The sequence below is a fragment of the Paenibacillus glycinis genome (assembly GCF_009909185.1).
In the GTDB taxonomy this organism is placed as follows: domain Bacteria; phylum Bacillota; class Bacilli; order Paenibacillales; family Paenibacillaceae; genus Paenibacillus_Z; species Paenibacillus_Z glycinis.
Window position 1 is genome coordinate 114,004 of record NZ_JAAAMV010000025.1, and the last position, 13,469, is coordinate 127,472.

The following is a 13,469-nucleotide window of genomic DNA, read 5'->3' on the forward strand; positions in this document are numbered from 1 at the left end:
TTCTCTACCGTTATTCTACGCCGGGCATTCCTTTACCTGCGTTCCGCTATATCAAGCGCAAGCCCCGTCCTCTCCGCGCACGGTTCCCGTGTCGAAAGCGTTGTCCGCTAAGGAAAGAATCGCCTTGTCGATAACTTGCGGCTCCGTTAACAACCAGCTAAGATTTCTCGCTGAACAAGCTCGCCTGCAGGACGCCCATGGCCGCCGACAGCTGCTCCAGCTGCTCTTCCGTCGCCGTCGCGAGCCGCATCCGAAACTGCCCTTCCATATGCCCGAAGGCCGCGTTCATGAACGCCTGCCCGTCCGGGGACAGCCGGATGTATTGCTTGCGCTTGTCGTCCGGGGCGTCGAACTTCTCGCAGAGCCCGCGATCGGTCAGCTTCTTCAGCTCCCGGCTCGTGTTGGGCATCGAGATATGCTTGCAGTCGCTGACCTGGCTGAGCGTCACCGGCTGCGCGACCGCGATGTATTCCAATATCCCGTATTGAACGGGCGTAATGTCTCCCAGGGCAAAATCCTTCGTCATCTCGTAGGTCACTTGGTGCACCGACGTGATGAACGCGACCGCCTGGTCAAACAACGCTTTCCGATCCATGCCGACCTCACCTCTTACCCGTAACGATAACAAATCGTTTATCAAAAAACAATTATCATTTAATAATTATCAATTGACAACATTTAGCGCCGATGTTATTGTTTGATTATCAAATGATAACTAAAGAGGTGCAAACATGAAATTGCTCGTCGTCTATACCCATCCTTCCCACGAGAGCTTAAGCTATGCGTTTCTGCGGCAGGTCGTCCAGGGCAGCGGTGAAAACGCGGCCGTCGAGGACGTGAAGGTGCTCGATCTGTACGAGGCCGGATTCGATCCCGTGCTCGTCTTCAACCGGGAGAAGCGCAGACGCGACATGCACGTCGATCCGGCGCTCGCGGTCTACCGGGAACAGCTGCTGTGGGCCGACAAGATCGTCTTCGTCTATCCCATCTGGTGGGGACGCCCGCCGGCGATGCTCCTCGGCTACATCGACCGGCTGTTCGCTTCCGGCTTCGCGTACCGGGACAAAGGCGGCCTCCTGCCGGAGGGGCTGCTGAAGAACAAATCCGTCGTCTGCATCTCGACGATGAAAGGCCCGTCGCTCTATCCGCTGTTCTGGCTGCACGACGCGCACAAGACGCTGATGCGCAAAGCCTTGTTCCGTTTCGTCGGCATCAAGAAGGTGAAGTTCTTCGAATTCGGCCGGATGGAGGTCAAGGACGGCGCGCAAGCCAAGAAGCTCGACAAAGTGTACCGCTACTTCAAGACGGTCACGGCTTAAGCTGTCGACCGCACGGGCGGCCGCGGCGACCGCGATGGAAATGCCGCAACCGTTCGATCCAGGTCGACGGATTTCGCTTGCCGGCGTTCATGGGGCGCGTTCCTGGATCCATCCTTCGACTCATCGGCCAAGCCGGCGCTTAAGTGCCGGTTTTTTGCCGTCGCGCCTCCCCGTCGACGGCGACCGCGCCAGGCTTAATAGGGCCAACGGCCTGATTTTCCGGGTCTAATATTGTCGGCCGGGAAATTATAGTAAAATAGAAGCTGCGCCCAAGCAGAATCGAGGGCGAATCCGAGCTGTCGAATCCTAAGAGACCATGCGCGAAGGGGAGGCTATCATGCAGAACGACAAACCGACAGAAACCAGCCGCCGGTCCAGAACCGTGCGCGCGCGAGAGAAGAAGGCCGGGTCCAGCGGCGTCCTGCTGGCGACGGGGGCATTCCTCATCGTGCTTTGCGTCGTCCTATTCAGCATTTATTCTTCGCATAAAAATTCCGGGGACAAGCAGCTTGAAGCTGCCCGGCCGCCGGCAGGCAATGAAACGGCGGACGCCGACAACGGCAAGCCGCAAGACCAAACGAACGCCGGCGGTTCGGACGCGGCCGGCGCGAACGATCCGGATACGCCGGTATCGTCGGGGAACGCCGACGGCGGCTCCGCGGACGATCCGTCCGATGCTTCGGACGCGGCGGCCGGCGATGCGGCGGCGGGCGGAGACGGCGCTTCCGGCGGCGATGCGGCGGCCGGGGACAACGGCGGCGCAGGCAGCGGCGGCGGTTCGGAAACTCCCGCCGCCCCCGGCAGCGACGAACCGGCGAAGACGGATGCGGGCAAGGGCGAGGCTTCCCCGCCGAAGCAAACGGATGCCGGAACCAAGCCGCCGGCTTCGTCCGGGCATTCGGACACCAAGCTTCCGACGACGTACGTCGTCCGGAAGGGCGATACCCTGTCGACGATTTCCATGAAATTTTATCATTCCAAGCAGTACGTCTCCTTCCTGGCGGAGCGCAACAAGATCGTGTTCGTCAACGACATGAAGGTCGGCGACACCATCAAGATTCCGGCGCTGACCGCAGGCGCCGGATCGGGGTCCGGCAAACCGGATACCGTGGACTATTCCGCGGTCAAGCTGCCGGCGACCTACCTCGTTCGCCCCGGCGACACGCTGTACCGGATCTCCGTGCAGTTCTATCAATCGGGCGATTACGTCGGCTTCCTGGCCAAGCACAACAACCTGGACGAGAAGGCGGGCTTGAAGGCCGGCGTCTCGCTCGACATTCCGGTCAAGCCGTCCGGAAAATAACCGGACGGGACGGACGCATTCGCCCGTCCGAGCGTCCTTTGTTCGATGACAAGCTCCTCCCTGATCATGCTAAGAAGGCCGGAACCCCCCACGCGGGGATCCCGGCCTTCTTTCTTTGTTCGTACGCTGCCATGCGGCTTAAATGGCGCCTCCGCTTCAGCGCGCGAACGGACCCGCCAGCGTCTGGGTTCCGGTCACGCTCCGCCCGGGTGCGCCGGGGGGAAGTTCAGCGAGATCACGGCTCCGCCGGCGGCGCGGTTGCCCGCCGCGATCCGGCCGCCGCAGCGTTCGACGATCGCGCGGGAGATCGCGAGCCCGAGCCCCGTCTCGCCGTCCTTGCCTTTCACGAACCGGTGGAACAGATGCGGCAGCAGGCTCTCGGGGAAGCCTTTGCCGTCGTCGGCGACCGCGAGCGATACTTGGCCCCCCTCGATGCCGACTTCGATGACGATGGCGCGATTCGCGTAGCGCGCCGCGTTCGACACGATGTTCAGCAGCGCCTGCAGCAGCTTGTCGCGGTCGGCGCTGACCGTCAGCCGCTGCTCCTGCACCCCTTCCTGGTACGCCGTGCGAAGCTCCAACCCCTTGGCCGCGAGCAGCGGATTGATGCGTTCGATCGTCTCCGTCACGATCTCCCGGACGCTCACGGAGGACGTCTGGAAGATATCCTCCTCGCTGTCGAGCTTCGCCAGCAGGGTCATCTCCGTCACGATCTTCGTGAGCCTGCCGCTCTCGCTCAGGATGATGTCGAGTCCCTTGCGCGAGTTCTCGCCTTCGAAGACGCCGTCGCGGATGCCTTCCGCGTAACCGGCGATCGACATGAGCGGCGTCTTCAGCTCATGCGAGGCATTCTGGAAAAATTGCTTCTGCGCCCGATTGTGGCGCTCCAGTTCGCCGGCCAGCTCGTACACGGTCCGCGCCACCGCTCCGATCTCCCCGCCGGCCTTCACGAGCCCGACCTCGCCGAACTGCCGCTCCCGCACCTTCTTGAGTTCTTCCCGCAGCTTCATCAACGGGCGAATGAGCTTTCGCGTGATCAGCAGGCTGAGCAGCAGCGCGAGCGCGCCGCCGATGCCGAGCACGATCAGCAGCCGGCCGAGCAGGTCCTGTTCGACCGCCCGGACTTTGCTGAGCGGCGTCATCAAGGTCAGCGTGCCCTGCGGGACCGCGCTCACGTTGACGAGATAATTGTCGGCTTTGGCCGCTTTCGTGATCGTGTTCACGTTCGCGGCGGTCAGCGTCGTCTGCGATATCCAGGGGGCTTGAACGGCGCTTCCGGCAAGCGGAACGGCACGATTGTTCTGCAGCACCGTGCCCTTCGAGTCCGCCAGGTAAACTTCGACGCCCTGAGGAGCGGCGAGCGCCACGTTCATGGACGCCAGCGGCGCGGCAGTGACGGCGACGCTGCCCGCAGCGGCCGTGAAATGGCCGGACTGCCCGGCCAGCGTCGACGCCATCGAGGTGCCGATCGACCGCAGCTCCTGCTTCTGCGTCGAGATGAAATGGTCCATTAACACGAAATGAATCGATATCGCCGTGACGCCCAATACGACGATAAGCAGCAGGCCGAAGGCCAGATTGATTTGATGCAGCAGCTTCATGCTTCTTCCCCTCCACCGGATCGTAATCGGTACCCGTGTCCCCAGACCGCCTCGATCGGCAGCTGGTCGGCCTTCTTGCGCAGCCGTTTGATGAGATGGTCCACCGCGCGGTCGCTGCCGAAATAATCGTCGCCCCATACCAGCACGAGCAGCTCTTCCCGCGTAAACGCGCGATTCGGATGCTCGGCGAACACCCGCAGCAGGTCGAATTCCTTGAACGTCAGATCCAGCTCGTCCTTGCCGAAGAACGCGCGCCGCTCGTCCGGCAGCATGCGCAGCGAACCGACGTCCACGCTGTGCTGCGCGGCCGATGCCGCCTGCGCCGACGCCGGGTCGTCGGCCGGACGCTGCTTGTACCATCGCTGCAGCTGGCGCTTCACGCGAGCGACCAGCTCGCGCGGGCTGAACGGCTTGACGAGGTAATCGTCGCCGCCGAGCTCGAGCCCGAGAATTTTGTCGACTTCGTTGTCTTTGGCGGAAATCATGATGATGGGCACGTCCGCCTCGCTTCGGATGCGCCGGCACAGCTCGTACCCGTCCATGCCGGGCAGCATGATGTCCAGCACCCACAGATCCGGCGGATCGTTCCGCCACAGCTCCCAGGCTTCCTCCGCGGAGCCGAGCCCGACCGTTTGGAAATGTTCTTTGTGCAAATACGCCTCCACGAGGCCTCTTATATTGGAATCGTCGTCCACGACGGCGATCATGTACTCGTTCAAGGTGGCACCTCCCGCTTTCGCGCGTCTCCCTCCCATTATATCAACTCGAACTCGGCGCATAGGGCCGTGCCATCGTTTTTCCACAATTTCACCAATGGCCTGCCACACTTGGCCGGTAGTATGGGAACTGCAAGAACAAATAACCCCTTAGGAGTGTGTATCATGCAAAACAAACGTACCGTCACCAAAATCGCCGCCGTCGCCCTCATGTTGTCCGCCTTCGCGAGCCCGCTGGCCGCGAATGCCGCAACCGCCCCGCTGTCGAACATTTACACGGCCGCGCTGACGGAAGCAGGCGAAGGCTGGTCCCTTCCGGACGCGGGCAACGTCGTCGCCGGCAAAGCCGTCGCGCTCGTCGATCCCCTGGCGCTTGCGAAGCAATACGCGCCGAATACGGTCTCGGAGTGGGAGAAGACGCTCGCGGCATTCGACAAGCTCGTCAAGAACGTCACGCTCACGGCGACCTCCGCTCCGCTTCCGGAGAACGCCACGGTTGGACAAGCGGTCGCGGTAAGGGGGACGGCGGTAAGCGGCACCGAGTTGACGCAAGCCAACCGGGCGACGTCGAAGCCGCTCGCCATCTCGATCTCCAAGATCAGCGACGGCAAGCTGCAAAAAGTGCGCGATCTTACGCCGGAAGACCTTAAGGCGATCAAGGCGATGCCCGCCCAAGCGGTTACGGTTACAAGCGGCGACATCACGATCGGCGGCGATCTCAAGGATGCCGACGGCAAGCCCGCGACGATCGCGATTCAAGCAACTCCGATCGACAGCCCGCTCCTCGAAGGCCAATTCGAGCTGAGCAAGGCGGCCGACGCCAAAGACGCCGAGGCGATCAAACAAGCGCTGTCCAAGCTCCTCGGGCTGTACAAAGCCGAGATCGAGCAGCTGCAGCAAGCGGAATAGGCATCGGGAAATACGCAGATCAAGAAGGTTAGCGAGACAAAAAGAGCGGGCGTGCTTCGGCGCACCCGCTTTTTGTGATGTCAAGCATTCGCAGCGGCCCCCGCGCCGCGGCAGATTCGTCCTCGAACGCCCCGGGTAACAAGGAGAGAAGCCGTCCGCATAACCATTCAAACAAGGAGGTATGCGCAATGCACGGAAACGATCAGGTCTTGGGCATGGACCGGGAGGTACAGGCGGAAAAGGTCGCCATGACCGTATTGGCGATGAGCAGCGGCACGGACGAGCCGATCCCGCAGGACTTTCGCGCCTTCCAAGCCTATCTGGCCAAACGCGTCGAAATGGCGCAGGACCTGGGCTTCGGCGATGAACAGCTCGCCGCGATCGCCCTCAAGGTGGCCGGGTATCTGGCCGAGCATGAAGAACCCCGCAACCGCGAAGAATATCTGTTGCGGGAACTGTGGAAGGTCGGCACGGAAGACGAGCGGCATAAGCTGGCGCAGCTGCTGGTCAAGCTGGCCCGTTCGACGCCGGACGCCGCAGGCTAGTCGGTTGGATCGGCGTTCATGTCGATGCCGAACGGTGCCGACAGCTGAGAAGCCGGAGAGTCCCTCGTGCGAGGGATTCCCGGCCTTTGCCATGTCCGCCGCGCGTGGATGCTTGGCGCTCGGCAGCGGCGGCCGGCCGGGCGTTCGATCCGCGGCCGCAACCTCGAAGAGCTTACTGCGGCGCGGCTTGTCCGTCATGAAAGTATAGTAGATATACCGCGTATCATTAATTGAACATATATTCACTACTTTCGGTTCCGCAGGGGGAACTTTATACTTATAGAGGGCTTTCGCAAAGCTTACAATCGGATGAAATGAGGCTTGAAACCATGCAATATCGGAGATTGGGCGGCAGCGGTCTGAAGGTAAGCGAGATCAGCCTTGGGAGCTGGCTTACCTACGGCGGCTACGTGGAGAAGGAAAACGCGGTGAAATCGATCGAGACCGCATACGATTTGGGCATCAACTTTTTCGATACGGCCAACGTGTACGAGCGCGGCGAAGCGGAGATCGTCGTCGGCGAAACGCTGCGGGCCTATCCTCGCGAATCCTACGTGCTGGCCACGAAGGTGTTCGGCCAAATGGGCGACGGTCCGAACGACCGCGGCCTCTCGCGCAAGCATATCACGGAACAGGCGAACGCCAGCCTGAAACGGCTCGGACTGGAATACGTGGATATTCTGTACTGTCACCGCTTCGATACGGAGACGCCGGTGCAGGAGACGCTGCGGGCCATCGACGACCTGATTCGCCAAGGCAAGGTGCTCTATGCCGGCATCAGCGAATGGACGGCGGCGAACATCGCCGCAGGCTTGGCCGCGGCGGACCGTTACCTGCTGGACCGCATCGTCGTCAACCAGCCGATTTATAATATGTTCAACCGCTATATCGAGAAGGACATCATGCCGATCAGCGAGCAGAACGGCATCGGACAAGTCGTCTTCTCGCCGCTCGCGCAAGGCCTGCTGACGGGCAAGTACAGCTCGGCGAACGATATTCCGGCGGGCAGCCGCGCGGCGAAGATCGACCGGATGAAGAGCAACATCACGGAGGAGAAGGTCGCCAAAGTGAAGCAATTGAGCGCGATCGCCTCCGAGCTCGACATCACGATCGGCCAGCTGGCGCTCGCTTGGATCCTGCGCCAGCCGAACGTCTCGAGCGCGCTCATCGGCGCCAGCCGTCCGGAGCAGGTCACGGAGAACGCCGGAGCCTCGGGCGTCGCGCTGTCCGCGGACGTAATATCGAAGATCGAGGGCATTCTAGCATAAGGAAGCAAACGCAGCGTCAAAGGAGGACAAGCAAGTGGCAAAAGTCGTCGTAACCGGCGGAAGCGGCATGCTCGGCCGCTGGGTCGTCAAGCATTTCGTCGAGCAGCAATACGAAGTGGTGAACGTGGATACCGTGCGTCCGCAGGAGTGGCTCTGTCCGACGATCGTCGCGGATCTGACCAATCTGGGCGAGGTTTATCAAGCGCTGGCCGGCGCGGATGCCGTCGTCCATCTGGCGGCGATTCCGGCCGCGCACATCCGCACCAGCGAAGTCACGTTCGAGAACAACGTCATGTCCACCTACAACATCCTCGAAGCGGCCGCGGGCCTCGGCATCCGCAAGGCGGTCATCGCCTCCAGCGAATCGTCCTACGGCATCGTGTTCGCGGTCAACCGCTTCGGTCCGTCCTACGTGCCGGTCGACGAGGACCATCCGCAGCTGCCGCAGGATAGCTACGGCCTCTCCAAGGTCGTGAACGAGCAGACGGCGGACATGTTCCACCGCCGCACCGGCATGCAGGTCGTCTCGCTGCGGATCGGCAACGTCATTCCGCCGGAGCGGTACGAGCAGTTCCCGTCCTTCATCCATAACTCGGCCGAACGCGACCGGATCCTGTGGAGCTACGTGGACACGCGGGATATCGCGGAAGCCTGTCAATTGGCGATCGAGAAGGACGGGCTCGGCTCGGTCGCGATCAATCTCGCGGCGGACGATACGAGCATGGCGATTCCGAGCCGGCAGCTGCTGGCCGAGCAATTCCCGGAAGTCGCCGAATTCCGCGAGCCGCTGAACGGCTTCGAATCGCTGCTCAGCAACAAGAAGGCCAAGCAGCTGCTCGGCTGGCAGCCGAAGCACGCTTGGCGGAATTACGCACCCGAAGCTTAAGCGCGCAGCCAAGCCTGCAGCGCAACCACCGCACCAGACCTACCATACCGAGGAGGAACGAACCATGAACTATAGAACGCTGGGCAGAACGGGCCTTAACATTTCAGAGATCGGCTACGGCGCATGGGGCATCGGCAAATCCGGCTGGATCGGCGCATCCGACGACGAGTCGCTCAAGGCGCTGAACAGAGCGGTCGAGCTCGGTCTTAATTTCATCGACACGGCATTGGGCTACGGCGCCGGACACAGCGAACGCCTGGTCGGCCAAGTCGTCAAGGCGCAATCGCAGCCGATCTACGTCGCAACCAAGATCCCGCCGAAAAACGGCAAATGGCCGGCTCCGTCCGGTATCTCGCCGGAGGACGCGTTTCCCGCGGACCACGTCATCTCCAGCACGGAGACGAGCCTGCGCAACCTGGGCGTGGAGACGATCGACGTGCAGCAGTTCCACGTCTGGTCCGACGAATGGGTCGGCCGCGGCGATTGGGCGGAAGGCGTGCAGAAGCTGAAGGAGCAGGGCAAGATCCGCTATTTCGGCGTATCGATCAACGACCACCAAGCGAGCAACGCCATTCGGTTGATCGAGACCGGCCTCGTCGACACCGTTCAGGTGATCTACAATATATTCGACCAAAGCCCGGAGGACGGGCTGCTTCAGGCGTGCGAGAAGCATAACGTGGGCGTCATCGTCCGCGTCGCGCTCGACGAAGGCGGCCTGACGGGCCGAATCACGCCGGACACCACGTTCGACGCGGGCGATTTCCGCGGCAACTACTTCCGGGGCGAACGCAAGCAAGAGGTGTACGACCGCGTGCAACGCATCGCCGCCGATCTCGGCATCTCCGTCGACGAGATGGCGGAAACCGCGCTCCGCTACGTGCTGAGCAGCCCGGCCGTCTCGACGGTCATCCCGGGCATGCGCACCGTCAGCAACGTCGAGCGCAACATGAAAGTCGGCGACGGACAAGGCTTGTCCGCGGAGAAGCTGGCCAAGCTCAAGGCGCATCGCTGGGACCGCAACTTCTACCAGGGCTGAGGACCGGAACTTCTACGAAGGCTGAGGACCGGAACTTCTGCCAGGGCCGAGGACCGCAACTTCTACCAGGACCGAGGACCGCAACTTCTGCCAGGGCTGAGGACCGCAGCTTCTGCCAAGCTGAGGACCGCGACTTCTGCCAGGACCGAGGACCACAACTTCTGCCAGGCTGAGGACCGCGACTTCTGCCAGGAACGAGGACCTCAACTTCTGCCAGGTCTGAGGACCGCAGCTTCTGCCAGGCTGAGGACCGCGACTTCTGCCAGGCTGAGGACCGCGACTTCTACCAGGGCTGGGACCGCAACTTCTATTAAGGCTGAGGACCGGAACGCGGCCGCTTCGGCGCGCGCACGGAAGTGCTTTTAGAGGAGCGCTCCAAGAATTCTGCCTCCCTTGGCGAGAAGTATCGCTTAAAATGCTGCGTTTCTGCAGGATTTTACGACAATGTCCCTTTTTGCAACAAACATTGCTGCAATGCTGCAGGAATTTCGCGAGCTAAGCCCTCCGATGCCGCTGCGAAGACGCATATTGCTGTAGATGTGCAGCAATTCTGCTCCTTCGGGGCGCCATGCTTAGCAAATGATGCACTATTGCAGGAATCCGTCCATGAAGGAAAAAAGGAGCTGCCCCCGGTCATTCCCGTGACCTTCGGGGGCAGCTCCTTTTGATGTTCGGCATTGCGCGCGCTATCGTGCCGCCTCCGGTCGCCCGCGTTACACGGTAACCGCAGCGCCGGCCAATTTCCCGATCGACTGCGCGAGCGACGTCAGCGCGTGCGCGGCGAGTTCTTCCGGCGACAGCTTGCGCCCGCCGGCGTTCCAGGCGTGCGTAATCCCGAATAAACTCCACGCGAGCATCGTCGCCCCCGTCCTAGCGGTTTCGGCGTCGAAGCCGGCATGCGGGCCGCCGTCTCGCTTGTCCATCAGATGGAAGAGCACCTCCTGCAGCATCTGCTTGATCTTGACTTCCATGTACGGCCCCATGGAATCGTAATTCTTCTGGCATTGCGTGCTGAATTCCCGATGAAACTCGCACAGCGTCTCGATAATGCCCGTGAGCGATTGACGGCTGAACTCGGCATGGCACTGCAGCTTCTGCATGATGCCCTCCCGGAACATGCCCTCGAACGTCGAATCGAGCAGCGCGTATTTATCCGCGAAATGAGCGTAGAACGTCGCGCGATTGATCTTCGCCCGCCCCGTGATGTCGCCGACGGTGATGTCCTTGATATCCTTTTGCATGACCAGCGCCCTGAACGCGTCCATGATCAGCTGCCGCGTGCGCAATACGCGCGGATCCAGCTTTGATTCCTCCATGAGGCTCCCCCTCCTTTGCCTGCAAACAAGCGCGAGTTTCCGAACAAAACGGCGATAATGTCGCGTAAACGATAAAACCGGAATATTGACGGTTGTTCCTTGCGTATCTTTATCATATCATAACTTACGCAACACATGTTGCTTATATCGGGATTACCCGAAAAACAAGGGGGATTGCCATTATGGCTATCGTAATCGAAATATTGCTGGCCGTTGCGTTTTTGTTCTCGGGCTTCACGAAAGTGGCCGGCGTGAAAATGCAAGTCGATAGTTTCAACAAACTCGGATTGCCGCAATGGTTCCGCGTACTGACGGGACTTCTGCAGCTGGTCGGCGTCGCCGGTCTCGTCGTAGGCTTCTGGACGACCAGCTGGTCCGCGTGGGCGGCCATCGGCATCGGCTTCATCATGGTGTGCGCGGTCATCGCCCACCTTCGCGCCAAAGACAGCTTCGGCCAAGTCGTGCCCGCGCTCGTGCTCGCGATTCTTGCGATCGTGCTCGCGATTCTGCAGGGCTCCGATCTGGGCGATTTCCCGAACTGACGCTGCCCGGCACGGAGTTCCACGACAAATAAGCCATCCCTCCGCGGGATGGTTTTTTCTTGTTTCCAGTCTTGGCGATAAGGAATATTTTGCCTGCCGCAGCCTGCCTCTGTTATGCTGATTCCGAATAGAAATTAACGGAGGTGCCCATTATGCTGCACAATCGATCCGTACCGATGAACGTGATGCTTCCCCATGTCTACTACGAAGACCCGGCCGCGGCGCTGGCCTGGCTGCAGGAAGCCTTCGGCTTCGAAGAACAGTACCGCTTCAGCCTGCCGGACGGGACGCTCCACGGCGCGCTGATCCGCCGCGAAGACGCATGGGTGATGCTCAAGAGCTTGACCCAAGCCGCGGCCAGCCCGGCTCGAATCGGCGGCTACACGCAGAACCTCATGCTGTTCGTCGAAAACATCGAGGCGCATTACGAGCGCGCGCTGGCAGCGGGCGCCCGAATCTCGGAAGCGCTCAACGTGACGGAATACGGCGAACAGCAATACGTCGCGGAAGATCCGGAGGGACATCCCTGGATGTTCGCCAAGCATGTCCGGGACGTGCCTCCCGAGGCCTGGGGAGCGGTGCCGAGATGAAGATCCTGCTCATTCGCCATGCGGAGCCGGATTATCCCAACCGTACGATTACGGCTCCGGGGCATCTGGAAGCGCAAGCATTGGCCGAGAAGCTCGCGGGTACCCGCATCGACCGCATCTATTGCTCGCCGCTCGGACGGGCGCAGCACACGATGCGATATACCGCCGACGCCCTCGGCATGACCCCGACCACCCTGCCGTGGACGGCGGAATTGGACGGCTGGTACATTACCGAACCGTCGGGGCAATCCACCGTCGCCTGGAACGTCGACCATACCTGGGTCCGCGAGCACCGGCCTTATCCTTCGAGCAGCGATTGGCACGAGCGGGCGCCCTTCGACCATCCGTCCTTCAAGGAGAAATTCCGGCAGCTGCAGGACAGCTCCGACGCGTTCTTCCGAAGCCTTGGCTACGAGCGCGACGGCGGACGTTACCGGAGCGCTTCGCCGAACCGGGAGACGATCGCGGTCTTCTGCCATCTCGGATTCGGCCTCGCCTGGCTCTCCCACCTGCTCGAGCTGCCGCTTTCGATGGTATGGTCCGGATTCTGGATCGCGCCAAGCTCGGTCACGACCGTCGTCATGGAGGAACGCGCCCACGGCTGGGCCGCTCCCCGCTGCTACGGCGTCGGCGACATCGGGCATCTCTATCGGGCAGGCCTGCCCGTCAGCCGTGCCGGCTTGTTCGCGGACAACGCGGAATAACCGCCGGCCGAAGCCTACGCCCCGTCTCGATCCGCCGCGCGCAGACGATAATCATGCAGGGCTGCGCGAAAGCGGTAAAACGGATACGACAGCTCTTGGATCCGCCGATTGATCTCTGTGCTATATCTCGGATCGTCGCGGTAAAGCGCCGCGCGTTCGACTTGCTTATCCAGCTTCTCCCTAAGCGTGAAAATGAACCCGAGCGCGACGTGCTTCACCGCCAGCTCTTCGAGATCCGAAGCAAACGCTTCGCTGACGAGCCTGAAATCCGGCGCCGACAGCGACCGCGACATGTACAGGAACGCCGGCGTCTCGTCCGTGCGGTAGTCCTGCCCGGGGACCTCGTCCCAAAAGCGGTTCCACGCCTCCAGCTGGTCCAATTCGTACAGCAAAAAGTTATGGAACCCGCATAACCACGCGGTGCAACCGGTGTTGCGGCGCTGGCAGCCCACCCGATCTTGCAGGTGCAGGCAGTCGATGCAGCATGAACCCGCATGCGAGATGCACACCTTGCAAATGCTGTCCGTACCGGATTCGCGAAGGTATCGGAGCCCGGCCTCGATGACGGCTTCCCTGCTGATGCGCTGCTTATCGGACGGAACAAGGCCGTCAAACCCCGGTTGCTGCTCGTCTATCGTTTCCGGCATTCGCGTCCTCTCCCTCTTATAAAATCAAATATTCAATAATTTGAAGATATGGTCATTATACGGATCATACCGGTAAAAGGCAATGAT

15 protein-coding genes are annotated in these 13,469 nt (G+C 61.3%); 10 read left to right on the forward strand and 5 right to left on the reverse strand.

Annotated features, from left to right (window positions below; all coding sequences use genetic code 11):
* Window positions 1-157: 157 nt before the first annotated feature.
* Window positions 158-595, reverse strand: coding sequence for a MarR family winged helix-turn-helix transcriptional regulator (locus tag GT019_RS24925; RefSeq protein WP_161746145.1), 438 nt, complete (start codon window positions 593-595; stop codon window positions 158-160).
* Window positions 596-731: 136 nt separating this feature from the next.
* Here GT019_RS24925 and GT019_RS24930 point away from each other — a divergent pair, with 136 nt between their 5' ends.
* Window positions 732-1,319: an NAD(P)H-dependent oxidoreductase gene (locus tag GT019_RS24930; RefSeq protein WP_161746146.1), complete on the forward strand. Its 588-nt coding sequence runs from the start codon at window positions 732-734 to the stop codon at window positions 1,317-1,319.
* Window positions 1,320-1,656: 337 nt separating this feature from the next.
* Window positions 1,657-2,622: a LysM peptidoglycan-binding domain-containing protein gene (locus tag GT019_RS24935; RefSeq protein ID WP_161746147.1), complete on the forward strand. Its 966-nt coding sequence runs from the start codon at window positions 1,657-1,659 to the stop codon at window positions 2,620-2,622.
* A gap of 194 nt (window positions 2,623-2,816) precedes the next feature.
* On the opposite strand, the gene GT019_RS24940 is transcribed toward GT019_RS24935, so the two are convergent.
* Window positions 2,817-4,223 (reverse strand): sensor histidine kinase, encoded by a 1,407-nt coding sequence (locus GT019_RS24940; protein ID WP_161746148.1) that lies wholly within the window; start codon window positions 4,221-4,223, stop codon window positions 2,817-2,819.
* A complete protein-coding gene (locus tag GT019_RS24945) occupies window positions 4,220-4,942 on the reverse strand; it encodes a response regulator transcription factor (RefSeq protein ID WP_161746149.1) in 723 nt (240 codons plus the stop codon). The genes GT019_RS24940 and GT019_RS24945 overlap by 4 nt, the downstream gene beginning before the upstream one ends.
* Window positions 4,943-5,104: 162 nt before the next feature.
* Here GT019_RS24945 and GT019_RS24950 point away from each other — a divergent pair, with 162 nt between their 5' ends.
* From GT019_RS24950 to GT019_RS24970, 5 genes are all read left to right on the forward strand, one after another.
* Window positions 5,105-5,848, forward strand: a complete 744-nt coding sequence (locus GT019_RS24950) for a hypothetical protein (RefSeq protein ID WP_161746150.1) — start codon at window positions 5,105-5,107, stop codon at window positions 5,846-5,848.
* 188 nt (window positions 5,849-6,036) lie between these two features.
* Entirely contained in the window at window positions 6,037-6,393 is a 357-nt protein-coding gene (locus GT019_RS24955; protein ID WP_161746151.1) for a DUF3243 domain-containing protein, read from the forward strand.
* Window positions 6,394-6,722: 329 nt separating this feature from the next.
* Entirely contained in the window at window positions 6,723-7,661 is a 939-nt protein-coding gene (locus GT019_RS24960; RefSeq protein ID WP_161746152.1) for an aldo/keto reductase family protein, read from the forward strand.
* 34 nt (window positions 7,662-7,695) lie between these two features.
* On the forward strand, window positions 7,696-8,547 hold the full coding sequence (locus GT019_RS24965; protein ID WP_161746153.1) for an NAD-dependent epimerase/dehydratase family protein: 852 nt from the start codon (window positions 7,696-7,698) through the stop codon (window positions 8,545-8,547).
* Window positions 8,548-8,611: 64 nt separating this feature from the next.
* Window positions 8,612-9,583 carry an aldo/keto reductase gene (locus GT019_RS24970; RefSeq protein ID WP_161746154.1) on the forward strand — a complete coding sequence of 324 codons (972 nt, stop codon included), beginning with the start codon at window positions 8,612-8,614 and terminating at the stop codon, window positions 9,581-9,583.
* 713 nt (window positions 9,584-10,296) lie between these two features.
* On the opposite strand, the gene GT019_RS24975 is transcribed toward GT019_RS24970, so the two are convergent.
* Complete coding sequence (locus GT019_RS24975; protein ID WP_161746155.1) at window positions 10,297-10,899, reverse strand: TetR/AcrR family transcriptional regulator; 603 nt, start codon at window positions 10,897-10,899, stop codon at window positions 10,297-10,299.
* Window positions 10,900-11,081: 182 nt separating this feature from the next.
* Here GT019_RS24975 and GT019_RS24980 point away from each other — a divergent pair, with 182 nt between their 5' ends.
* The 3 genes from GT019_RS24980 to GT019_RS24990 all read left to right on the forward strand — a co-directional run bounded on the left by GT019_RS24980 (window position 11,082) and on the right by GT019_RS24990 (window position 12,735).
* Window positions 11,082-11,441 carry a DoxX family protein gene (locus tag GT019_RS24980; protein ID WP_201755581.1) on the forward strand — a complete coding sequence of 120 codons (360 nt, stop codon included), beginning with the start codon at window positions 11,082-11,084 and terminating at the stop codon, window positions 11,439-11,441.
* 152 nt (window positions 11,442-11,593) lie between these two features.
* Window positions 11,594-12,031, forward strand: a complete 438-nt coding sequence (locus tag GT019_RS24985; protein ID WP_161746156.1) for a VOC family protein — start codon at window positions 11,594-11,596, stop codon at window positions 12,029-12,031.
* Window positions 12,028-12,735, forward strand: a complete 708-nt coding sequence (locus tag GT019_RS24990; RefSeq protein WP_161746157.1) for a histidine phosphatase family protein — start codon at window positions 12,028-12,030, stop codon at window positions 12,733-12,735. Before GT019_RS24985 ends, GT019_RS24990 begins: the two co-directional genes overlap by 4 nt.
* Window positions 12,736-12,749: 14 nt before the next feature.
* Here GT019_RS24990 and GT019_RS24995 read toward each other — a convergent pair whose 3' ends face one another.
* Window positions 12,750-13,382 (reverse strand): hypothetical protein, encoded by a 633-nt coding sequence (locus GT019_RS24995; protein WP_161746158.1) that lies wholly within the window; start codon window positions 13,380-13,382, stop codon window positions 12,750-12,752.
* Window positions 13,383-13,469 lie beyond the last annotated feature (87 nt).

Bases quoted from the DNA above. Each gene is read 5' to 3' on its own strand.
- GT019_RS24990 (WP_161746157.1), top strand. From the start codon at position 12,028: ATGAAGATCCTGCTCATTCGCCATGCGGAGCCGGATTATCCCAACCGT.
- GT019_RS24930 (WP_161746146.1), top strand. From the start codon at position 732: ATGAAATTGCTCGTCGTCTATACCCATCCTTCCCACGAGAGCTTAAGC.
- GT019_RS24985 (WP_161746156.1), top strand. From the start codon at position 11,594: ATGCTGCACAATCGATCCGTACCGATGAACGTGATGCTTCCCCATGTC.
- GT019_RS24995 (WP_161746158.1), bottom strand. From the start codon at position 13,382: ATGCCGGAAACGATAGACGAGCAGCAACCGGGGTTTGACGGCCTTGTT.
- GT019_RS24925 (WP_161746145.1), bottom strand. From the start codon at position 595: ATGGATCGGAAAGCGTTGTTTGACCAGGCGGTCGCGTTCATCACGTCG.
- GT019_RS24960 (WP_161746152.1), top strand. From the start codon at position 6,723: ATGCAATATCGGAGATTGGGCGGCAGCGGTCTGAAGGTAAGCGAGATC.
- GT019_RS24980 (WP_201755581.1), top strand. From the start codon at position 11,082: ATGGCTATCGTAATCGAAATATTGCTGGCCGTTGCGTTTTTGTTCTCG.
- GT019_RS24950 (WP_161746150.1), top strand. From the start codon at position 5,105: ATGCAAAACAAACGTACCGTCACCAAAATCGCCGCCGTCGCCCTCATG.
- GT019_RS24935 (WP_161746147.1), top strand. From the start codon at position 1,657: ATGCAGAACGACAAACCGACAGAAACCAGCCGCCGGTCCAGAACCGTG.
- GT019_RS24975 (WP_161746155.1), bottom strand. From the start codon at position 10,899: ATGGAGGAATCAAAGCTGGATCCGCGCGTATTGCGCACGCGGCAGCTG.
- GT019_RS24970 (WP_161746154.1), top strand. From the start codon at position 8,612: ATGAACTATAGAACGCTGGGCAGAACGGGCCTTAACATTTCAGAGATC.
- GT019_RS24955 (WP_161746151.1), top strand. From the start codon at position 6,037: ATGCACGGAAACGATCAGGTCTTGGGCATGGACCGGGAGGTACAGGCG.
- GT019_RS24940 (WP_161746148.1), bottom strand. From the start codon at position 4,223: ATGAAGCTGCTGCATCAAATCAATCTGGCCTTCGGCCTGCTGCTTATC.